Annotated in this window: 18 protein-coding genes; 6 read left to right on the forward strand and 12 right to left on the reverse strand. The window is 68.0% G+C overall.

The genetic code is table 11. The features are described from left to right. Positions 1-242: 242 nt before the first annotated feature. A complete protein-coding gene (locus AB0F51_RS09800; protein WP_360276735.1) occupies positions 243-935 on the reverse strand; it encodes a pyridoxamine 5'-phosphate oxidase family protein in 693 nt (230 codons plus the stop codon). A 66-nt stretch (positions 936-1,001) separates the two neighbouring features. Between AB0F51_RS09800 and AB0F51_RS09805 the strand changes: the two genes are divergently transcribed. Beyond that, positions 1,002-2,408, forward strand: coding sequence for a PLP-dependent aminotransferase family protein (locus AB0F51_RS09805; protein ID WP_360276738.1), 1,407 nt, complete (start codon positions 1,002-1,004; stop codon positions 2,406-2,408). Here the strand turns inward: AB0F51_RS09805 and AB0F51_RS09810 are convergent. The 7 genes from AB0F51_RS09810 to AB0F51_RS09840 are packed head-to-tail and all read right to left on the reverse strand — an operon-like array spanning position 2,356 to position 11,166. Continuing rightward, positions 2,356-3,294: a hypothetical protein gene (locus tag AB0F51_RS09810; RefSeq protein ID WP_360276740.1), complete on the reverse strand. Its 939-nt coding sequence runs from the start codon at positions 3,292-3,294 to the stop codon at positions 2,356-2,358. The two genes, AB0F51_RS09805 and AB0F51_RS09810, sit on opposite strands and share 53 nt — an antisense overlap. Before the next feature lie 31 nt (positions 3,295-3,325). Further along, a complete protein-coding gene (locus AB0F51_RS09815) occupies positions 3,326-4,321 on the reverse strand; it encodes a glycoside hydrolase family 43 protein (RefSeq protein ID WP_360276743.1) in 996 nt (331 codons plus the stop codon). Then, positions 4,321-6,522, reverse strand: coding sequence for a family 43 glycosylhydrolase (locus AB0F51_RS09820; RefSeq protein WP_360276746.1), 2,202 nt, complete (start codon positions 6,520-6,522; stop codon positions 4,321-4,323). The genes AB0F51_RS09815 and AB0F51_RS09820 overlap by 1 nt, the downstream gene beginning before the upstream one ends. A gap of 47 nt (positions 6,523-6,569) precedes the next feature. After that, positions 6,570-7,397, reverse strand: a complete 828-nt coding sequence (locus AB0F51_RS09825; protein WP_360276749.1) for a carbohydrate ABC transporter permease — start codon at positions 7,395-7,397, stop codon at positions 6,570-6,572. Further along, a complete protein-coding gene (locus tag AB0F51_RS09830; RefSeq protein ID WP_360276753.1) occupies positions 7,394-8,335 on the reverse strand; it encodes a sugar ABC transporter permease in 942 nt (313 codons plus the stop codon). Before AB0F51_RS09830 ends, AB0F51_RS09825 begins: the two co-directional genes overlap by 4 nt. Before the next feature lie 3 nt (positions 8,336-8,338). Continuing rightward, positions 8,339-9,667, reverse strand: coding sequence for an ABC transporter substrate-binding protein (locus AB0F51_RS09835; RefSeq protein WP_360276756.1), 1,329 nt, complete (start codon positions 9,665-9,667; stop codon positions 8,339-8,341). Then, positions 9,664-11,166: an alpha-N-arabinofuranosidase gene (locus AB0F51_RS09840; protein WP_360276758.1), complete on the reverse strand. Its 1,503-nt coding sequence runs from the start codon at positions 11,164-11,166 to the stop codon at positions 9,664-9,666. The genes AB0F51_RS09835 and AB0F51_RS09840 overlap by 4 nt, the downstream gene beginning before the upstream one ends. Positions 11,167-11,335: 169 nt before the next feature. On the opposite strand from AB0F51_RS09840, the gene AB0F51_RS09845 reads away from it, so the two are divergent. Next, the gene (locus tag AB0F51_RS09845) at positions 11,336-12,337 is read left to right on the forward strand and encodes a LacI family DNA-binding transcriptional regulator (protein WP_360276761.1); all 1,002 of its coding nucleotides are present in this window, start codon (positions 11,336-11,338) and stop codon (positions 12,335-12,337) included. Here AB0F51_RS09845 and AB0F51_RS09850 read toward each other — a convergent pair. Next, on the reverse strand, positions 12,334-13,947 hold the full coding sequence (locus AB0F51_RS09850; RefSeq protein WP_360277266.1) for a M14 family metallopeptidase: 1,614 nt from the start codon (positions 13,945-13,947) through the stop codon (positions 12,334-12,336). The genes AB0F51_RS09845 and AB0F51_RS09850 overlap by 4 nt on opposite strands. 1,065 nt (positions 13,948-15,012) lie before the next feature. Between AB0F51_RS09850 and AB0F51_RS09855 the strand changes: the two genes are divergently transcribed. Continuing rightward, positions 15,013-15,396, forward strand: a complete 384-nt coding sequence (locus tag AB0F51_RS09855; protein WP_360276764.1) for a VOC family protein — start codon at positions 15,013-15,015, stop codon at positions 15,394-15,396. Between the two features lie 601 nt (positions 15,397-15,997). Here the strand turns inward: AB0F51_RS09855 and AB0F51_RS09860 are convergent. After that, positions 15,998-17,146 (reverse strand): NAD(P)/FAD-dependent oxidoreductase, encoded by a 1,149-nt coding sequence (locus AB0F51_RS09860; protein ID WP_360276767.1) that lies wholly within the window; start codon positions 17,144-17,146, stop codon positions 15,998-16,000. Positions 17,147-17,252: 106 nt separating this feature from the next. Between AB0F51_RS09860 and AB0F51_RS09865 the strand changes: the two genes are divergently transcribed. Continuing rightward, positions 17,253-18,005 carry a TetR family transcriptional regulator gene (locus AB0F51_RS09865; protein ID WP_360276770.1) on the forward strand — a complete coding sequence of 251 codons (753 nt, stop codon included), beginning with the start codon at positions 17,253-17,255 and terminating at the stop codon, positions 18,003-18,005. A 93-nt stretch (positions 18,006-18,098) separates the two neighbouring features. After that, positions 18,099-18,464, forward strand: coding sequence for a VOC family protein (locus tag AB0F51_RS09870; protein ID WP_360276773.1), 366 nt, complete (start codon positions 18,099-18,101; stop codon positions 18,462-18,464). Between the two features lie 809 nt (positions 18,465-19,273). Here the strand turns inward: AB0F51_RS09870 and AB0F51_RS09875 are convergent. After that, positions 19,274-19,927, reverse strand: a complete 654-nt coding sequence (locus tag AB0F51_RS09875; RefSeq protein ID WP_360276776.1) for a rhomboid family intramembrane serine protease — start codon at positions 19,925-19,927, stop codon at positions 19,274-19,276. Positions 19,928-20,096: 169 nt separating this feature from the next. Beyond that, entirely contained in the window at positions 20,097-20,627 is a 531-nt protein-coding gene (locus AB0F51_RS09880) for a peptidylprolyl isomerase (protein WP_360277268.1), read from the reverse strand. A 269-nt stretch (positions 20,628-20,896) separates the two neighbouring features. Between AB0F51_RS09880 and AB0F51_RS09885 the strand changes: the two genes are divergently transcribed. Next, positions 20,897-21,646: a hypothetical protein gene (locus AB0F51_RS09885; protein ID WP_360276779.1), complete on the forward strand. Its 750-nt coding sequence runs from the start codon at positions 20,897-20,899 to the stop codon at positions 21,644-21,646. Positions 21,647-21,838: the final 192 nt, after the last annotated feature.

The following is a 21,838-nucleotide window of genomic DNA, read 5'->3' on the forward strand; positions in this document are numbered from 1 at the left end:
ATGCATCGCACTTGCTTGGCCACCGCGGGGTCATGCGCGACAGCGCCAGTTCTCGCAGGCGATGCAGCCGGCGTAGCGGAGCGGAGCAGGCGTCGCGAGCCCACCCCGGCACCCGCGGGCATGCATCGCACTTGCTTCGCCACCGCGGGGTCACGCGCGACAGCGCCAGTACTCACCGGCGATGCAGCCGGCGTAGCGAAGCGGAGCAGGCGTCGCGAGCCCTCCGACTGGCCGGTTGGCGCTCAGGTGTGGGTGGGTACTGCGCCTAGTTGGTTGGCTCGGGTGCGGATGTGGGCTGGGACCAGGAGGTCGCAGTCGGGGTTGGTGATCGGTTCTTCAGCGACGACCCGGAGCGGGATGACGCCGGTCCAGTACGGCAGGTCGAGGTCTGCTTCGTCGTCGTTGGCGGCACCGGCGCGGCTTTTGACCGAAGACTCGGTCAAAGGAAGCGCCAGGACGGACGTCTTGGCCAGCTCCTTGCGGCTCGGCGGCCGGACCGAGCTCGAGCGACCTGGGACCAGGTGGTCGACGATTCGGTTGAGGCCGTGGAGCTTTTCGTCCGGGTCGGTGAGGAGGGTTGGTACGCCGAAGATGACCGCCGAGCGGTAGTTGACCGAGTGGTGGAAGGCGGAGCGGGCGAGCACGAGCCCGTCGGCGTGGGTGACGGTGACGCAGATTGTCTGGTCGGGGGACGCGACCACGCTCCGGGCGGCGACCGAGCCGTGCAGGTAGAGCGTGCCGTCGTCGCCGGCGTCCAGGTCCACCCCGTACGCCGTCGGCAGCACCAGCGGGGCTCCGTCGACGACGACTCCGAGGTGGCAGAACATCCCGTCGCGGAGGACGTCGTGCAGGGCGGCGCGGTCGGTTGCGGCGCGGTCCTTTTCCCTGCGGAGTCTGGTCCGGTCGGTCGGCGAGAGCGGCGTGGTGATGGTCATGGTTCCATCGTGGCGGCTCAATGGCATGCTGGCACGGTCCATTCCCGAACGAATCAGGTAGTCCACTTGGACAGCTCGCTCCCACTCGTCCTGGCCCGCGACGGCAGCGGCCCGCTGCATCTCCAGCTGGCTGAGCAGTTCCGCGCGGCCATTCGTGACGGCCGACTGCAGGCCGGGCACCGCCTGCCGTCCACCCGCGACCTGGCCAGGGACCTGTCCGTGTCGCGCTCGGTGGCGCAAGCGGCGTACGACCAACTGCATGCCGAGGGCTGGATCGCGGGGCGGACCGGCTCGGGCACCTACGTGGCGGACGTAGTACCGCTGCAGCCGGTACTGCGGACACCCGCGCGCAGTCCCGAGCCTGCTGGGCCGCCGTTGCTGACACTGCGTCCGGGGATCCCGTACATCAGCCCCGTGGCCGATGCCGGCTGGAAGCGGGCTTGGCGGGAGGTGTCGACCCAGGCGCCGGCCAGCGGCTATGACCATCCCGCCGGCCTACCGGAGCTCCGCTCCGCGCTGGCTGAGCATGTAGGACGCGTCCGCGGCATCGCCTGCGGCCCGGAGAACCTGCTGATCACAGACGGCACCTCACACGGCCTGCGACTACTGCTGTCCGTGACCCGACAGCCGGGCGACCGCATCGCCATCGAGGACCCCGGCTTCGCTACAGCGGTCTCAGCTGCCCGCCAGCACGAGCTCAAGGTTGTGGACATCGCTGTGGATGAGGACGGCATCCTGGTCTCCGACCTCGGCCCGGACCTGTCGGCGGTCTACGTGACGCCCTCGCACCAGTACCCTCTCGGCGGCCGCCTCCCCGTCGCCAGGCGCAACGAACTGATCCGCTGGGCAAGGCGCACCGGGGCGACGCTGATCGAGGACGACTACGACAGCGAATTCCGGTACGACGTAGCGCCACTGCCCGCGCTCGCCCAACTGGATCTCGACCGGGTGGTCCACCTGGGCACACTGTCGAAGGTGCTCAGCCCTGCCCTGCGACTGGGCTGGCTGGTGGCATCACCCGACGTGGTCGACCGGCTGGCGGCGTACCGGGAGGAGGTCGGCGACTGGCCCGGCTGGCCGATGCAGGCGGCATTCCTGGCCATGCTCAGGGACGGGTACCTCGACCAGGTCATCCGCAGATCAAAACGCCTGTACTCCGAACGCCGCAACCACACCTGCGCAGCACTCGCCCCCTACGGCCAGATCGTCGGCCAGGACGCAGGGCTCCACATCACCCTGCTACTACCCGGCACAGACGACCGGGCGCTCTCAGCCGAGGCAAGAGCGGCTGGAGTCGTGGTTGCTCCACTCTCGGACTACCAGCGCTCTGTCCCCGGACCTCCGGGCCTGGTGATCGGCTACGCCACCCCTCCTGACGACGTAGCCTTCCACCAGGCCCTGGACGTGCTCTCCGAAGTGCTCAGTCGCCATTCAGCGGGTCGAGGAACCAGACCGGACCCCAGCGGAAGTTGACCGCGTCCGGGAAGCTGCCGGTGGTCTTGCCAAGGCGGTTGATGACGGTGGACGCACCGTTCGCGTGACCGACGGCGTACAGGAAGCCGGACTTGGTCTCCTTGTCGATGGCGAGCAGCAGGGTGCCGTACTGGCCACACTTGTTGGCGATCAGCTTGTCGAGGCTGCCCCAGCCGGACCCGCGGACCTTGGTCACGATCGGCTTCATCGGCGACGTCGCCGGGATCCGGATGGTGTAGAGCGCTCCGCTGCGAGTGTTCGCCAGGAAGGTGTCGTAGGTCGCCGTCTTGCTGATCAGCGCCAGCGACTTGACCGAGCTGAAGCCGGCGGCGGAACCCTTCGCGCGCCAGACGTTCCGGGCGATGTCCCACCGCAGCAGCGTCCCGTCACTGCGCAGCCCGTACGCCGAGTGGCGGGCCCGGCTCTTGTCCTCCCACGACGACGTCTCCAGCGCGACGAAGTTCGTCCAGCCGCCGCCGACCCGCTGGAAGGAGTTCGGGACGCTCTTGTCGATGCCGCCGGCGCCCGTCTGCCAGTAGGTGTGCCAGTAGAGGCTGTCCCCCTGGATGACGTAGCCGGCGACATCCATCCCCGAGATGTTCGGCTCGTGCGCGTACGTCGACGTGATGCGCGCCTTCCCCGGCTGGAACACGCCGGGGACGGTGTGCTGGTCAGTCTTGGTCGGCGGCGTAGCGGCGGTGACGATGCTGCTCGCATGGCCACCGGTAGCCGTGACCGAGCCGGGGTTCATGGAGCAGGCCGCAGTGGTGCTCTGCGCGCTCGTGGAGGCGGCATGGGCGGGTGTCACCAGCGCTGCGGCACCCAGCAGGGACGCGCCGGCCAGAGTGAGGCCGGCGCGGATGAGGTTTTGTCGTATCGAGGTCACACTTCAGGTGATGCGGCGTGGTACGGAAAAGTTAGGGCTTCTCCGGGATTTCTTTCCTCGGTGCCTGGACGACCGGGACATCGCCGTTCCAGGTGAGCTCGGACAGCCACATCGTGCGCCCGGGCGGATCGACGCCGATGAGGGACGGGTCCCAGGCGTGGTAAACGAACCAGTAGCGGTCGTCCTTCATCAGCACCATGTTGTGGCCGGGGCCGGCCGCGTCGTCCGAGGTCGTGAGGATGGGGTCGCCCGACTTCACGCACGGACCGGCCGGCGTGCCGCAGAGCGCGTGCCCGACCGCGTACTCGGCCTTGTCGTAGGCGTTGGCCGAGTAGAAGAGGTGGAACTTTCCGTTGCGTTCGACAACATACGGCGCCTCGACCAGGTTGCCCTCCCACGGCAGCGTCTGCTTGATCAGGCGGGTGGTCTCGCCGGTCAGCCTCAGCCCGTCGTCCGACAGCCGGGACACGGAGATCCAGGTGTCGGCGCCGATCGCGTTGCCGTCGTTCTTCCAGTACAGCCAGCGCTGACCGGTCGAGTCCCGGAACGGGCTGGCGTCGATCGACCCACCCTCGGCTACCTGACAGATCAGGGGATTACTCGATTTGTCGACAAAGGGACCTTGGGCCTCGGTGGCCACCGCGACACCCACGCACTGACGCCCGGACTTGTCGTCGGACGTCGTGTAGTACATGACAAAACGGTCAGGTCCGTGCACCGCGACCTCTGGCGCCCACACCTTGCCCGCTGAGGTCCATGCGGGGAGCGAGGGCAACGCGTCGCCCACTTGTTCCCACGAAACCAGGTCCGTGGACTTCAGCGTCTGGATGTTGCCGAGCGGCCCGTTGGTCGCGTAGGCGTAGTACTCCGAACCGACCGCGATCACGTGCGGGTCGGCGAAGTTGTTGTCGTACACAGGGTTCGTGAAGCCCATTTGGGTCCCTTCGGCACCGCCGGGGTTGTCGTCGCTGCTGCATGCCGAGACGGCAAGCAAACACAGCAACAACAACCCCAGCCGGCGCAGCATCACTTGCTCGTGTAGAACCGCAGGTAGTCGAACGTCGCAACCGGCGGCGGGTTGGACCCAGTCTGGTCGCCATGCGCGTACAGACCGAGCTTCGGCGTAGTACCGGCCGGCAGCACCCAGGACGCGCCCCACGTCCACTTCTTGCCGTCCACGCTCGTTCCGGCCCGGTAGACGTGCTCCCCAGCCGCATTGCGGTGGTAGGCGAGCCGTATCCACATGGTCGGCGCCGGTCGTCCGATGGCTGCCCCGCCGTAACTGGTCGCGCCGTCAGCCCGCGCCACCAACTCCCGGCCGAACTCCGTCTGCCGCGTCCGCCAGATCGCCACATCGCCGAGCCGGGCGAAGTCGTCGTCGTTCAGGTACGCGATCATCCCGGCCTGCTGGTAGTTGCGGATGTCGCCCTCACCCAGATCGAGGTGCAGCTTCGTCTCCGCGATCCAGCTGTCCAGCGCCGGCGTCTGGTGGAACAACAGGCTCGCATTGTTGCCCGAGCCAACCAGGTCGGTGTTCTGCAGCGGCCACGACAATTTGCCATCGGCAACTACTGCCCGCGAGTGCGGTCGGACCCACGACCACTGATCCCCAAGCCCGCCAGAGAACTCGTCACCAGCCAGCAACTCCCCAGCAACCGGTACTGCGGCGGCGCGGCGTACCGGCTCCGCCACGGGCCGCACCGTCAAGTTGTCCAGCTCAGCGGTCCCAAGCCACCGCACAGGTGCAGCACCGACCTTCAGCCCCGGTACTACGAGTCGCGCCTCGGCGTACAGGTCGCCGAGCCCGGCGTCGTTCACCCGAGCCGTCACGGTGTTGCCAGAGACCTGGACGATCAGGTTGTTCCACTGCGACCGGTCGAAGTCCGCAGGCAACGCGGCATTCGCAAACCGGCCGCCCGCAACGATGCTGATCTTGTTGCTGCCAACGGTCACCACCACGGCACCGCCACCCACAACGGTGGTGAAACTGCTGCCGAGCTTCACATCGGCCTCGACCCGCAGAGATCCACCGGGCGCGGACTGCCTCGTCGCAGCCACACCACGGATCGAAGCAGTCGGTCCACCAAGCGAGTCACCAGCCAGCCTGGTCGCGCCCCACAGTCCACTCGCCGGATCGGCCGAGTCGATGCCTGCACCCGAGCCAGTGGTCGGTGCGGGCTGAGGCGTGTCCGACGGACCGGCGCCGGCCCGGGTCCGCGGCCAGCCGTCGATCCAGTCGATCCGGTCGATCAGCATCGGCCGCCGGTTGATCCCGAACGGGTCGGTCAGCCACGGCGTCGCGCGGTCGATCGCGTGGTAGACGATGTGGTCCTGACCGGCCGCGTCGGTGATGAACGCGTGGTGGCCGGGCCCGATCCACTTGTTGCCGTTCTGCGTGATGACCGTGGTCCCGCCGACGCGGGACTCGTTCATCGAGGCGCCGTCGGCGTCCAGGAACGGGCCGCGGGGCGACTTGGAGCGGCCGGCGAACACGGAGTACCCGGTGGTCGGGCCCGCGCAGCAGTTCATCGACGAGCCCATCAGGTAGTACCAGCCGTCCCGGTAGACGACGTACGCGCCCTCGTAGCGGTCGCCTACGGTCACCTGGGTCGGAGTACCGACTGAGGTCAGGCCGTCGGGGGAGAGCTCTGTGACGGAGATGCCGCCGTAGAAGCCGCCGGCGTACAGGTAGCGCTTGCCGTCGGCGGCGGTGAGCATCGCGGGGTCGATGGTGCCGAAGTAGCCGCCGTTGCCGTCCGGCTTCGGTGCGACGACCGGGCCGTCCGTTGCCGTCCATGGGCCGGTCGGCGTCGGCGCGGTGGCGACACCGATCGCAGGATCGCCACCAGGGTTGGCGAGGGTGTCGGTGACGGTGAAGTACATGACGTACCGGCCACCGAAGTACCGGATGTCCGGTGCCCAGAAGAACGAGCCGGGTGCGGCCCACTTCGGTTTGGTCTCGTCGTTGAAGACCGTGCCGAGGTACTCCCAGGAGCCGAAGTCCTTGGTCCTGGCCATGTGCATGAGACCGAACGGGCCGTTGGCAACCAGTGGGTCGGAGGTGGCGTAGGCGTACCAGTAGCCGTCGCGGCCCTGGATGACCGCCGGGTCGGCGAAGGTGTCGGCGAAGGAGGACGAGATGGCGTTCTGAGTAGTGATTGTGGGCGGAGGTGAGGCGGTAGCGGCCGTAGTACCGGTGGCAACAGCGGCGACAGCGAGTGCTGCCACCAGTAGACGTCTAGGAGGCACGGGCGGGGTCCTCTCAGGGGAGTGGGTCAGCCTTTGATGCCGCTGCGCGCGACACCTTCGATGACGTAGCGCTGGACGAACACGTAGAGGATCAGGACCGGGACGGCGGCCACGGTGGCACCGGCCATGATCACCGGGTAGTCGGTCGTGTAGGCACCCTGCAGCAGGGTCAGGCCGGCCGGCAGCGTCAGCCGCTCCGGACTGAACAGCACGAACAGCGGCCAGATGAAGTCGTTCCAGTTGGTCAGGAACGACAGCACGGTCAGCGTGGCCAAGGCGGGTTTGGCGTTCGGCAGGATGATCCGGGTGAAGACGGTCCAGGCGTTCGCGCCGTCGATCATCGCGACCTCCTCGAGCTCCTTCGGGATGGCCAGGAAGAACTGCCGCATGAAGAACACCCCGAACGCACCGGCCGCGCCAGGGACGATCAACGCCAGCAGCGTGTCCAGCCAGCCGAGGTTGTCCATCAGCAGGTAGTTCGGCATCAGGAAGACGAAGCCGGGCACGAACAGGGTCAGCAGGATCACCGAGAAGATGGCGTTCTTGAACCGGAACTCCATCCGGGCCAGGGCGTAGCCGGCCATCGACGAGACCACGACCACCAGCAGCGCGTGGAACGCTGCCGCGCCGAAGCTGTTCAGCGCCCAGCGCAGTACCGGGTTCTGGCCGCCGGTGGTGAGGATCTCGCCGTACGCCCGGCCGGTCGGGTCCTGCGGGACGAGGGTCGGTGGGTCGGCCTGCGACTCACCGATCGTCTTGAAGGAGGTGATCACCATCCACAGCAGCGGGACGATCACCAGCACGGTCAGCAGGATCACCAGGACCCAGAACGCGGCAGACGGTCGGCGCCTCATGACTTGCGCTCCCTCAGCAGGGCGAAGTTGATCAGCGAGACGACCGCGAGGCAGAGCGCCAGCAGGTAGCTCATCGCGGTGGCCTGGCCCATCCGGAACTGGCTGAAGCCGGTGTCGGTGATCACCATCAGCGCGGTCGCGGTGGAGTCACCGGGTCCACCCTGGGTGATCAGCACCGACTGGCCGAACATGTTGGCACTGGCCAGCAAGGTGATCGTGATGATGAAGACGGTGACCGGCCGCAGCCCGGGCAACGTGACGTTGCGGAACTGCTGCCAGGTGTTCGCCCCGTCCAGCTCGGCCGCCTCGTACTGCTCGGCCGGGATGTCCTGCAGCCCGGCCAGGTAGATGATCGCGTTGAAACCGGCCGTCCACCACACCGTGACCGCGACCAGCGAGACGAACGCCCAGGGCTGGTCGTTCGTCCAACCGATCTCGGAGACGCCGAACAGCCCGAGGAAGGCGTTCAGCAGACCGAAGCTGGTGTCCAGGATGTAGCGGAACATCAGGCCGATCACGGCCACGCCGAGCACGAACGGCGCGAAGTACACGGCCCGGAAGAAGGTCCGGCCCGGGAACTTGCGGTTCAGCAGCACGGCCAGCCCGAGCGGCAACGCCACCAGGAACGGCACCGACGCGACCGTGAAGATCCCGGTCGCCCGCATGCCGTGCCAGAACGGCTCGGCCGTCGCCGACAGCGGGTCGAACAGGTCCTTGTAGTTCTGCAGTCCGACGAACGGCTTGCCCGGCAACTGGAAGTCCCAGTCGTGCAGACTCATCCAGAAGCCGAAGATGGCCGGCCCGATCACGAACATCAGGAACAGCAGCAGGTACGGCGCCAGGAACAGGTACGGCGTCGCGCGGCCGTACCCGCGGACGGCGGAGGAGGCGCGGGCACGGCGCTTCCGGAGCGTGCCCGCGCTGGCCTGGACCGCCATCGCTTACGCGCCGTACTTCTTGCGGTTGGCCTCCAGGATCTTGTCTGCCCGGGCGGCAGCGTCGGAAAGGGCCTTGGCGGGCTCGGCCTTGAGCAGGACGGCCTCGTTGACCGCCTTGTTCAGCTCGGTCAGCGCGTCACCGATGCCGGGGATCGGCGGCGGGAAGTGCAGGTCGTCGATCTGGGTCGCCAGTGCGGCCTGGTCGGTGAGTGCCTTGAACTCGGCCGACTCACGCACCTGCTTGCGAGCTGGGACCTGACCACCCTTGGCCCACTCCAGCGACTTCTGGCTGACGTAGTTGACGAACACGCGCGCGGCGGTGGACTTGTTCTGGTCCGGCGTCTTCAGCTTCGGCAGGCAGAACTGGTGCGAGCCGGCCCAGGCCGCCTTCTTGCCGCCGATGTTCGGCAGCGGCGCGACGCCCCACTCCAGGCCCTTCTTCTCCTTGAAGGTGTTGATGTTCCAGATGCCGTTCCAGATGAACGCGTTCTTGCCGTTCATCACCGCGATGTTGTCGGCGTCCTGGGCGACGTTCTTCGGGCTGTAGCCCTTCTTCACCAGGTCGGTGAACCAGGTCAGCGCCTTCACCCCGGCCTCGTCGGCCCAGGTCGCCTTGCTGGAGTCGTCGTTGAACAGCTCGCCACCGAACTGCCAGAGCAGCGCCTGGACAGTGAGCACGCCGGTGAACTGGAACGGAGTCGCCCAGTGGCCCATGATGCCCTTGCCCTTCAGGGCGTCCAGCGCGGCCATGTACTCGTCGGCGGTGGCCGGCGGCTTGGCCGGGTCCAGGCCGGCCTGGCTCATCAGCGTCTTGTTGTAGAAGAACCCGAGCGGGTGCACGTCCAGCGGGATGCCGTACCGCTTGCCGTTGTACTCGCCGGCCTTCCAGACCACCTCGGAGAAGTCGTCCTGCTTGAGGTCGAGCGCCTTCGCCACGTCGTCGAGCGGTTCGATCACGTTGCGTGCCGCGTTGGTGGCCAGCGAGTCGACGTGCATGATCGCGACCGCGGGACCGCGCCCGCTGCTGACCGCGGTGGGCAGCTTCGTGTAGTAGTCGGCCCACTGCATCACGGTCATCTTGATCTTGATGTTCTGGTTCTCGGAGTTGAACTGGTCGACGATCTTGCGCATGAACGGGCCGTCACCACCGGTGAAGCCGTTCCAGAAGTCGAGCTCGACGGCCGGGCCGTCGTACCCCTTCGCGCCGCCGTCGCCGGCCGCGGGGCCCGCGCCGGGCTTACCTGCCGAGCCTGAGCCGCAGCCGGCCAGCACGCCGGCCGCCCCCAGAGCGCCGAGTCCGCCCAGCACCAAACGCCGGTTGATGGTGTTCACCGTGTACCTCCAGGGGAGAGCCTGATCATGTGCCACGAAGCAGGGGGCAACGTGGCCGTACAGCTGTCGTTGCGGACCTCGGTTCCGTCGATCCGGCGAGGGACCACCCGGTCGGGATCTTCCGCGGTGTTGACCGCGCTGCGGTCGTCGTCGTACAGGGCGAGGTGCTCCACCACCCGCAGTCCGGGGCGCAGTGGGACCTCCAGGTCGACCTTGTCGGTCTCGCTTCGATTCACCACGAAGAGCACCACCTCGCCGGTGGCTTCCTCGTAGGTCGCGGTACTCCACACTGCCGGTACCCGGCCGTACTCCGCCGTGTCGATCTCGGGGCCGGCCACCTCGGTCCGCAGTACCGTCGAGCCCGCGTACTGCGCGGTCAGCGCGAACGGGTGGAAGATCGTCTGCCGCCAGGCCCGGCCGTCGGGCTCGGTGCGGATCGGGCCGATCACGTTCACCAGTTGCGCCAGGCAAGCGATCTTCACCCGGTCGGCGTGCCGGAGGAGGGTGATCAGCAGGCTGCCGACCACGACCGCGTCGTCGACGGTGTAGGTGTCCTCGATCAGCGGGCTGACCTCGCGGATGTCCAGGCCGAGCTCGCCGGGGAAGCGCTGCTGGTACCAGACGTTCCACTCGTCGAACGAGAGGGTGATCTCCTTTTCGCTGCGCTTGAGCGCCTTGACGTGGTCGGCGGTGGCGACCACCTCGGAGATCATCCGGTCCATCTGCTCGGCGGCCGCGAGGAAGCTCTGCTGGTCGCCGTTCTTCGGCTCGTAGTACGCGTGCAGGCTGATGTGGTCGACCAGGTCGTAGGTGCGCTCGAGCACCGTGCGTTCCCAGTCGCCGAAGGTCGGCATGTACCGGTTGCTCGATCCGCAGGCGACGAACTCGACCCCGGGGTCGACCCGGCGCATCGCGTTCGCGGTCTCCTCGGCCAGCCGGGCGTACTCCTCGGCGGTCTTGTGGCCGATCTGCCAGGGCCCGTCCATCTCGTTGCCCAGGCACCACACCTTGATGCCGTACGGCTCCTTGTTGCCGTTGGCCACTCGGCGGTCCGGCAGCTCGGTACCGGCGGGGAGATTGGTGTACTCGAGCAGCTCGACGGCTTCCTTGATCCCGCGGGTACCGAGGTTGACCGCCCAGATCGGCTCGACGCCGGCCTTGCGGGACCAGCTCATGAACTCGTCGGTGCCGAACTGGTTCGGCTCGATCGCCCGCCAGGCCAGGTCGAGCTTGCGCGGCCGTTGGTCCTTCGGGCCGACGCCGTCCTCCCAGTCGTAGTTGGAGACAAAGTTGCCGCCCGGGTAGCGGACCGCCGTCACGCCCAGCTCGCGGACCAGTGCCAGCACGTCCTCACGGAACCCTTCCGGGTCGGCGGTGGCATGTCCCGGCTCGTAGATGCCGGTGTAGACGCAGCGGCCCATGTGCTCGACGAACGAGCCGAACAGGCGCCGGTCCAGGGCACCGACGACAAACGCGGGATCGACCGCAAGACGCGCCACAGATCCTCCACAGGAATCTTTACAACGATTAACCTGAGTTTTTACAACGATTGACATCGGCTGTAAAGAGCTGACCATTGGATCTACTGGTCCTGTCGCCGTCTTGTGACCGCACGAAGCGCCGCACCGGCATGACAGACTGCGATCGTTCGGGTGGAGGGAGGACCGTATGGTGACCAGGCTGAGCGACGTGGCAGCTCGCGCCGGAGTATCGGTGAAGACGGTCTCCAACGTGATCAACGACTATCCGCACATCACCGCCCGGACCCGGGCCAAGGTCCAGGCCGCGATCGAGGCCCTCGACTACACACCCAACGTGAGCGCCCGGTCACTGCGCAAGGGCAGGTCGGACTTCATCGCCCTGGCCATCCCCGAGATGGCTTCGCCGTACTTCGCGGAGCTCGGCGCCGCGATCAGCCGGGCCGCGAAGAAGCGCGGCATCACCGTGCTGATCGACCAGACCGAAGGTGAGGCGGCCGCCGAGAAGCTCGTCCTCGGCGGAATGCGCGGCCAGCTGATCGACGGCATCATCTTCTCCCCGATCACCACCGCGCCCACCAAGATCGCCCGGACCGACACGGCCAAACCGCTGGTCCTGCTCGGCGAACGGCACGCGGGCGGCACCCTCGACCACGTCGCGGTCGACTCGGTCCAGGCCTCCTTCGACGCGACCACGCACCTGATCTCGATCGGCCGGCGCCGGATCGCGGCCATCGGAGTCGGCGGCGGCGCGGGCACCGGCGCAGTACGGCGGAAGGGGTATCGCAAGGCGCTGAAAGCCGCCGGGCTGCCGCACGATCCGACGCTGGAGCTGGCCGGGACGGGCTATCACCGCGAGGACGGCGCATCGTCGATGCGGGAGTTGCTCGCCTTGCCCGAGCCGCCGGATGCGGTCTTCTGCTTCAACGATCTGCTGGCGATCGGTGCGCTGCGGACGCTTGCTGAGGCAGGGCTTTCGGTGCCGCGGGATGTCGCCGTGGTTGGGTTTGATGACATCGAGGACGGGCGCTATCACTCACCGTCGCTGACGACGATCTCGCCGGACATGGAGTGGCTGGCCGAGCAGGCCGTCGGGCTGTTGCTGGACCGGATTGCCGGAACCGGTGAGGTCGACCGGCGCGACCTCACCGTCCCGTACACGTTGCAGATTCGCGAGTCTTCGGCTGGTTAGAACGCTGCCGCGCAGGTGGTGAGGTTGGCTGTGACGGATGCGCCGCGCGCCACGGTGATCTGGCGGGTTTCCAGCACCTGGCCGGTCGGGCGCTCACAGGTCAGCGTCCACGACTCGGTCCCGCCCTGCTGGACGACGATCGGCCGGGTCGACGGGTTCGCGTGGTACGTGTAGGTGCCACCCGCCGGTACGGTCATCTTGGTTTCCAGGACATCGGGGATGTTGGTGCCGTTCCACGTCTTGGTGTTGAACGACTTCTTCAGCCGCAGTACGGCGCCGGCCGGGCCCGTGCCGGTGATGACCGAGTGGCGGGCCGGGTTGATCGTGCTCTCCGCCGCGATCAGGTAGGCCTCGCGGTTTCCCTTGCCCGCGGTGCTTCCCGAGCCGAAGTAGTAGTTGGGGATGTTGGAGAAGGCGGGATGGAAGCTGCTCGCGCCGTGCTCGAAGGTGAAGCCGAGACCGCCGGTCGCGTAGTACGACCAGTCCTCGGTGGTGCCGGTGGTGTCGTAGAGCTCGTAGCCGAACTGGCTGCTGTAGCCGTTCTGCGCGGCCATCTGGTCACCGAGCGACTTGTAGAGCGGCTCGTCGGGCGTCTTGCCGGCGCTGGCGTAGCCGGGCTCCCGTAGTACGAGGTTGGAGTAGGTGTGGTTGGTGATCAAGGTGGTCGCCTGGTACGACGAGACGAGCGCCTGGATGTTGCGCGTCTCGGGCTCGCTGAACGCGCTCGGGCCGCGGTACGTCTCGGAGGTGAGGCTGGTCGAGGCACCGGGTCCGCCCCAGAAGCCGGAGTAGTTCCGGTTCGGATCGACGCCGCGCGACTGGTTGGCTGACTGCGCGCACTGGCCGGGCGTCGGGAGTTGCCCATTGGTGATCCGGCAGTTCTTCCGCTTCATCTCGTAGCCGAGGGTGCGGCTGAGGTTGAAGCCGTCGGGGTTGACGACCGGGACGATGACGATCCGCGCTTTGTCGAGGATGTTGGTGATCCGCGGTACGACGCCGTCGTTCTTCAGCAGGTCGTAGGCGAACTCCATCGTCAACTCACCGGACGGCCACTCGCGGGCGTGATGCAGGCCCATCATGATGAAGACCGGCTTGCCGTCACTGACCTCGACGTTGCGGCTGATCTCGATCCCGCGAACCGCACGGCCCTCGAGCGAAGTGTTCTTGAGGGTGATCTGCTTGACCTTGCTTGGATATTGCGACGCCAACGAAGCGAGGTCGTTGTTGTAGTCGGCCAGCTGCCGGTACGCCGTACGTCCACTCGGGAGAGTGGCCAGAATCTGCTTGTTTCGCACGGCTTTCGCGTACGCCGCGTCTGCTGCCTCGCGTTCTTTGTCGGCGCCTTTGAGGTCGTCCTCGAGGGTTGACCAGGTGAAGCCGGCGAGCTTGAGCAGGCGCTGATCTTGCTTGCCGTAAGCAACAACGTCGACGTAGCCGGGGCCGGCCGACTCGGCCAGATCGAGGTCGAGGGTGGTGAGGCGTTTGCGATCGGCCGCTGTGGGGGTGTTGATCCGGAGTAGCTGGATCAGCTCGGAATTTTCGGTGGCCTGGACTTTGCGGTCGGGTGGCGCAACAGCCTGCACCTGACTGCCGGCGCCGACCACAACCACAGCCGCCAAGGCGAGAGGAACAAGTCGGTGCCATCGGGCGGGATGGAACACGGTGACCTCCAGTAGTGAACTAGTCGCAATAGGTAACTGGAGAGTAGGGCTCCGCTGCTACTACCGGAAGCGATTCCCGTGGGAGCACGGGGAAACCCGCGCAAGAGCCTTCGAGGGGCGGGCTCGCGACGCCTGCTCCGCTCCGCTACGCCGGCTGCATCGCCGGTCGAGTGCTGCTGGCGCGCACAACCCCGCAGTGGCGGGCCGGACCGAGCGGAGCAGACGGCTCGCGACGCCTGCTCCGCTGCGCTACGCCGGCTGCATCGCCAGCGAGTACTGGCGCTGGCGCGCACAACCCCGCGGTGGTGAAGCCGAGCGCGCAACGCCAGCTCGCGCGGAGGGCTCGCGACGCCTGCTCCGCTTCGCTACGCCGCCTGCATCGCCTGCGAGTACTGGCGCTGACGCGCACAACCCCGCGGTGGTGAAGCGAGCGCGCAACGCCAGCTCGCGCGGAGGGCTCGCGACGCCTGCTCCGCTTCGCTACGCCGCCTGCCTCGCCAGCGAGAACTGGCGCTGGCGCGCACGACCCCGCGCGGTGAAGGCATGCGCAACCAGCGAGGCCGGTGAAGGAACCGGAACTGCTGGATGAACCCCGAGCGGTGCGAGCACGGCAGACGGCGCGCAACCCTGCGATGGCGAGCCATGCCCGCGGATGCCGGCTACGCGGCGGGCTCGCGACGCCTGCTCCGCTCCGCTACGCCGGCTGCATCGCCAGCGAGAACTGGCGCTAGCGCGCATGACCCCGCCGTGGTGAAGGTGTGCGCCACCGGCACCATCGCACGAGCGCGGGCGATGCGGGTATGCGGAGGGCTCGCGACTCCCGCTCGGTTCGCTACGCCGGCTTCAACGCGCGGCCGCGACGTTCTGGTTGGCCAGTTCGTCGTCGACGTCGCTGACGAGGACGCAGTGAAGTGCGAGTACCGACGTGGTCGCCAACTGGTGAAGCGACATGGGGAAGCGACGAGTCGGGCCCCGCTGGACCGAAGGTGCTGTGCCACAGTGAGGCTCATGGGCATGTTCAAGACGCCTCAGGTCGTCCTGTTCAGCAAGGATCTTCTTCGCGCCGCCGAGTTCTACAAGGGTCTCGGGTTCGAAGAGGTGTTCAGGACTCCCACGGATGGACCTCCGATCCATGTCGATCTCGCCCTCGACGGATATCGACTCGGATTGGCGAGCGAAGGTTCGACCCGTGACGACCATGGCCTCGACCCCGTCGTCGAAGGTCAGCGGGCAGCTGTGATCTTGTGGACTGACGACACGTCATCGGCGTACGAGACGATTCAGGCCCTGGGCGCGGACCCCGTCAAGGAACCGGCCCCATGGCTCGGACGGCTGCTCATCGCCTGGGTCAAGGACCTGGACGGGCACCTCATCCAGATCGTCCAGCCCACGAACTGAACCCCTCGGGTTACGCGTGCACTCGACCAGCGGCGACGCCGGCCGCGTGGTCACGCGCCAGCGCCAGCACTCACCGGCGAAGCAGCCTGCGTAGCGGCGCGGAGCAGGCGTCGCGAGCCCACCACATGCCCACACCTGCGGGTCCTCTTCACCACCGCGGGGTCGTGCGCGCCAGCGCCAGTTCTCGCTGGCGATGCAGCCGGCGTAGCGAAGCGGAGCAGGCCGTTGCGAGAGCCCACCCCGGCATCCGCAGGCACGCATCGCGCCTGCTCCACCACCGCGGGGTCACGCGCGACAGCGCCAGCTCTCGCCGGCGATGCAGCCGGCGTAGCCGAGCGGAGCAGGCGTCGCGAGCCCACCCCAGCACCACGGGCACAGTTCGCGCCTGCTCCACCACCGCGGGGTCACGCGCGACAGCGCCAGCTCTCGCCGGCGATGCAGCCGGCGTAGCGGAGCGGAGCAGGCGTCGCGAGCCCACCACCCCCCCCGCACCCGGGGTCCCCTTCACCACCGCGGGGTCGTGCGCGCCGGCGCCAGTACTCACCGGCGAAGCAGCCGGCGTAGCGGAGCGGAGCAGGCGTCGCGAGCCCACCCGGACCGGCTAGCGGTGGTCTATGGCGGCTAGTTGGTGGGCGAAGCGGCTGCGGAAGGTGGGGATGTGGGAGAGGAGGTGGAGGGCTGCGTTGCGGGCGGGGCGGAGGGGAGCGGGGACTGTGGCTAGGCGGGTTAGGCGGTGGGCTAGGGCTACTACTCGGAGGGCTTCCTCGCGACTGGTGGTGGCGTAGTTGTTCAGGTTGGTTTCGTCGCCAGTGGTCAGGGCGGTTGCTAGCGCCTCGCCCAGGGTGATGGCGTCGCGCAGGCCGAGGTTCATGCCTTGGCCGCCTGCGGGGCTGTGGGTGTGTGCTGCGTCGCCGGCCAGCACGACTCGGCCCTCGCGGTACCGGTCCGCCACCCGTTCGTGGATGCGGAACCTCGATCCCCAGATCACCTCGGTGACCCTCGCGGTGCGGCTTCTCGGGCCGCGGGCGTTCAGCAATCGCTGGGCGTAGGCGACGTCCGGGTGCTCCGGCGCCTCGTCCACCTTGGCCACCAAGCGGAAACTGCCGTCGGGCAGTGGCGCGGCGACCAGGATGCCTGCCTTCGAGAAGTACAGCAGCACCTCCTCCCTCGGCAGGCCGTCCTCCACCCTCACATCCGCCAGCGTGAAGTTCAGGGGCAGTGTGCCGTCACCGCTGAAGCCGAGTCCGGCGAGGTCGCGGATCTTGCTGTGCATCCCGTCGGCGGCCACGACGTACTGCGCCTTGATCACCTCTCCCGACTCCAGAGTGACCTCGGCCCCCTCCTCGGTCTGCCGCAGACCGGAGGCGACGTACGGGCGGTGGACCTTGCCGCCGAGCTCCTCCAGCCGCTCGAGCAGGACCTGCTCGGTGGTGCTTTGCGGAACCATCAGGACATACGGGTACGCCGTCGGCAGTTTGTCGAAGCGGACCGGGACGAGGGTGCGGTCGCCGTCGGCGATGTTGAACTGCTTGGCGTGGATGCCGAGGCCGGCCAGGCGGTCGCCGACGCCGATCTGTTCCAGCATCTCCAGGGTCCGCGGGTGGACGACCGCTGCCCGGGAGGTGTTCGCACCCACCGCCTGACGGTCGACGACGGTCACCTGACGCCCCTGACCGGCCAGCGACGCGGCGACCGCCAGCCCTACCGGTCCGGCTCCCACCACCAGTACTTCGGTCTGTTCCGGGATCATCTTCGACTCCTTGGGTCAAGGTCAACGCTTGTTGGCCAACGCCTGTTGACACGACAGTAGAGCGCCGGACTGGCCAGGTCAACACCTGTTGACCTACGGTGTGGAGATGAGTCAGACAGGCGAGCGGCGCTCCGACCGGACCCGGGCCGGCATCCTCACGGCGGCGCGGGAGCGGTTCGCCGCCGACGGCTACGAGCGCGCGACGATCCGCGCGATCGCGGCCGACGCGGCAATCGACCCGGCGATGGTGATGCGGTACTTCGGCAGCAAGGAGAAACTCTTCGCGGCAGCGGCGGAGTTCGACCTGCGGCTGCCCGACCTGAGCCGGCTCCCGCGCGAGGAGATTGGCGCGGCGCTCACCAACCACTTCCTCGACCGCTGGGAGGAGGACGACTCCCTCCAGGCGCTACTCCGCGCCAGCGTCACCAACGCGGTGGCGGCCGAGCGGATGCGCGAGCTCTTCGCCGACCAACTGGCCCCACTGATCGCCAGCTTGCACCAGCCCGCGCCGAGCGCCCCCACGACCGCTGCCCCAACAGGCACCGCACAGGGATTCCCTTCAGACGCCGCGCAGGCAGGACGCCAGACGACCGCGCAAGATGGAGAGCCGCTGGCCAGCGCAAGCATGCCCGGCAGACAGCCGGTCAGCGCGAGCATGCCGGGCGGACAACTGGCCAGGGCGAGCATGCCGTCCGAGGTCGCGACTCGAGCCGGCCTGGTCGCCACCCAAGCCCTCGGCTTCGCACTCTGCCGCTACGTACTGGCCCTGCCGCCAGTAGCAGCCCTAACCCGCCCTGAGGCAGTCGCCTGGCTAGGCCCCACCATCACCCGATACTTGACGGGCACAGCCAGCGACTGACCCCCACTGACAATGTCGAGACGTGCATCCTCACTCCGACGTCCCCGGTGAACGGGCAGCCAACCCGGCCGCCCCTCACTGAGGAGGTCCAGGATGTTCGGCAAGGTCAAGGCGTACAGCGGTTTCTCGGTCGACGACATCCCCACGGCCGAGACCTTCTACCGGGACACCCTCGGCCTCACGGTCAAGGCGGCCCACGGCATGCTCACCCTCGAACTCGCCACCGGCGGTTCGGTCCTGATCTACCCGAAGGACGATCACGTCCCGGCCGAGTTCACCGTCCTGAACTTCCCGGTGGACGACATCGAATCCACCGTGCGCACGATGGTGGCCCAAGGCATCACCTTCGAGCGCTACTTCGACCACCACGACTCCCTCGGAATCGCCCGCGGTGACGGCCCGCCCATCGCCTGGTTCAAAGACCCGGCCGGCAACATCCTCTCGGTCATCGAAGAATGACGCGACACCAGACGCAGTTGTCCTACGGCGGAACACCGTCCACCAGCAACTCCCCAGCGTGGAAAGGTGGCCCGCGACTCGTTCAACGCCAGCCGTTCACCCCTCGGCCGGCGTCACACGATTCGCGCTGGCTTCACCGCAGCCGTGTCGCGCGCGCCAGGGCCAGTACTCGCCGGCGATGCAGCCGGCGTAGCGCAGCGGAGCAGGCGTCGCGAGCCGTCCACGCACCCCGGCAGCCCCGGGCCAGTTTCCCGTCGCAGGGTCGACCGTGTCGGCTTCAGCTTTACCGGCGATGCAGCTGGCGTAGCGCAGCGGAGCAGGCGCCGCGAGCCCACCCGACACGCCAGCCCCACCCACTTGCTCCGGCCACCGCCGGAGTCGCGCGCGCCAGCGCCAGCACTCACCGGCGATGCAGCCGGCGTAGCGAAGCGGAGCAGGCGTCGCGAGCCGTTCACGTACCACCGGCAGCCGCGTGCCAGCTTGCCATCGCAGGGTTGTGCGGGTCGGCTTCAGGTTTTACTGGCGATGCAGGCGGCGTAGCGCAGCGGAGCAGGCGTCGCGAGCCCACCGGCACGCCAGCTTCACGCAATCGATCCGCCACCGCGGGGTCGCGCGCGTCAGCGCCAGTACTCGTCGGCGATGCAGCCGGCGTAGCGCAGCGGAGCAGGCGTCGCGAGCCGTCCACGCACCCAGCAGCCGCGGGTCTGCTTCGCCATCGCGGGGGTTGTGCGGGTCGGCTTCAGCTCTTACCGGCGATGCAGCCGGCGTAGCGCAGCGGAGCAGGCGTCGCGAGCCCGCCGCGGGGGCGGTCAGCGGTTGATTTTGGCGCGGCGGCGTTTGGTGTCTTGGAGGTAGATCCAGGCGATGGCCGCGCCGGTGACGAAGCCGCCGAGGTGACCCTGCCAAGAGATGTTCGGGACGATGAATGAGAGCAGCGCAGTCACCGCCACGTAACTGATGATCCAGCTGATGTCCTGCCCTTGCGCCCTGCTGATGACCAGCAGCGCGCCGACCAGACCCAGTACTGCGCCGGATGCGCCGAGGGTCGCCCCGATCGGCGACGAGAGCAGCCAGACCGCGACCCCGCCGCCGAGGCCGGAGACGAGGTAGAGCAAGGCGAACCGGAGCCGGCCGAGCATCTGCTCGAGTTGTGGGCCAAGCATCCACAACATGAACAGGTTCGAGAGGATGTGGAAGATCTGCACGTGGGTGAAGGCCGACGTGATCAGTCGCCACGGTTCGGATTCGACGAAGACCGGGACCAGTACCAGGTCCTGCAACACCCGCGGGCTGCCTGATCGGACCGCGATGAAGACCAGCACGTTCAGCACGAGCAGGGTGATCGTGACGACCTGGTTGTTCGCGCGGGCGACTCCACCCAGCGCCGTACGCTTCTGCGGGATCGACTTCACGCCCTCGTTGAAGCACGACGGGCACTGGAACCCGACCGCTGCACTGTTCATGCAGGCAGGACAGATCGGCCGGTCGCAGCGCTGGCAGCGGACTCCCGCGCGCCGATCCGGGTGCCGGTAGCAGACGGTCTCGGTCACGCCCTGGTCCTCCGCGGTCGGCCGGCAGTCTTCGAGAATGGGTACGGACCGGCCGCCGTGGAGGCAGCCGGTCCGCGGTGGATCAGACGGTCTTGCGCTCGATCTTGACGCTGTTGATCACGATCGGCTCGGTCGGCCGGTCGCCGGCCGTGGTGGGCGCGGTCGCGATCGCGTCGACGACCTTCTTCGAGTCGTCGTCGACGACCTCACCGAAGATGGTGTGCTTGCGGTTCAGGTGCGGGGTCGGGACCACGGTCACGAAGAACTGCGACCCGTTGGTCCCGTGGCCGTTCTGGATCCCCGCGTTGGCCATCGCCAGCAGGTACGGCCGGTTGAACTGCAGCTCGGCGTGGATCTCGTCGTCGAAGCTGTAGCCCGGCGAACCGGTGCCGGTACCGAGCGGGCAGCCGCCCTGGATCATGAATCCGTCGATGACCCGGTGGAAGCCGAGGCCGTCGTAGAAACGGGCGGTGCTGGGCTGACCCGTGGTCGGGTCGGTCCACTCCTTGGTTCCCTCGGCGAGGCCGACGAAGTTCTGCACCGTCTTCGGGGCGTGGTCGGGGAACAGCTTGATGACGACGTCGCCCTTCGTCGTCTGCAGCGTCGCGAACAGTTCTTCGGCCACGGGTTACTCCTCATCGGGTTACGGCTTACGGCTTCGATCCTGTCATGGGCATCAAGTTCTGGCCGCATCGACGTGCCCGGGGAGGGCTCAGGGTGATGTCGGAGTGACGGTCCGGCTCCGCCTCGGACGTTTAGCACCCGGGTACGTCGTACGATGCAGACGAAGCCGGATTTGTCCAGAGTCGATACAGCAGCGTCCATGCCGCCGATGGGCTGGAGAGCCGTCCAGCGACCGCGGGGCGGCACCGAGGAGGAACCGTGGGTTTGTTGAAGTCCAAGGGCCGGGTCGAGACCGCGAAGGACAAGGTCCGACCGCTGGCCGAATCGGCCGTGGGCAGCGCACGGGAGCGGGTGTCGCCGTACGCCGAGAAGGCGGTCGAGCGCGGCGCCGCTGTCGCCCACGCCGCAGTCGAGAAGGCAGGGCCGGTGATCGACGACGCGTTGAGCAAGGTCGGGCCGGCCACCGAGCACGCGGCCGAGAAGGCGCGCGAGCGGTTCAACGACGACCTGATGCCGAAGGTGACCGCGGCGCTGGCGACGCTGGCCGCCGCGGCCGAGCCGGTCATCGAGGAGAGCTCACGCCGGGGCAAGGCCACCGCGGCCGCGCTCAAGGGTGAGATCGACGTACCGAAGAAGAGCCACAAGCTGCGCAAGGTGGTGCTGTTCCTCGGCTTCGGGGCGCTGGCCGCCGCAGCCGTGAAGAAGCTGCTCACCCCGCCGGAGCCGGCCTGGCAGTCGACCCCGACGAGCGGCCGCGACTACAGCTCGGCACCCGCCGGTACTACGTCGCGCCCCGCCGCCGACAAGCCGGCCAGTGCCGCGCCGAAGGCCGAGTCGGCCAACGGGCAGACCGAGGACGAGAAGACCGACGCCAAGTCGGACACGTCCGGGACGTCCGGTGCCGCCGGTTCCCAGGCCGACGACGCGCCGAAGTCCGCGTCGAACGGCGCCGCCAAGAAGACCAGCACCACCCAGCGTCGCTCGACCGACAAGCCGACCGACTCCTGACGCACCACCCCGCAACGGCAAAGGCCGCGACCCCCAGGTGGAGGCCGCGGCCTTTGTTCGTTCGTACACGCCATGCGGTGGCTCAGACAGTCGTCCGCTGGTTGTTCGAACCTGCTGGATAACGCATAGCTGCCGACCCTTCCCGCAGGCCGTCCGCAGACTCCGAGTCCCACGCCTCCGCCGCGTCGATGA

The sequence above is a fragment of the Kribbella sp. NPDC023855 genome, assembly GCF_040639475.1.
GTDB lineage: Bacteria > Actinomycetota > Actinomycetes > Propionibacteriales > Kribbellaceae > Kribbella.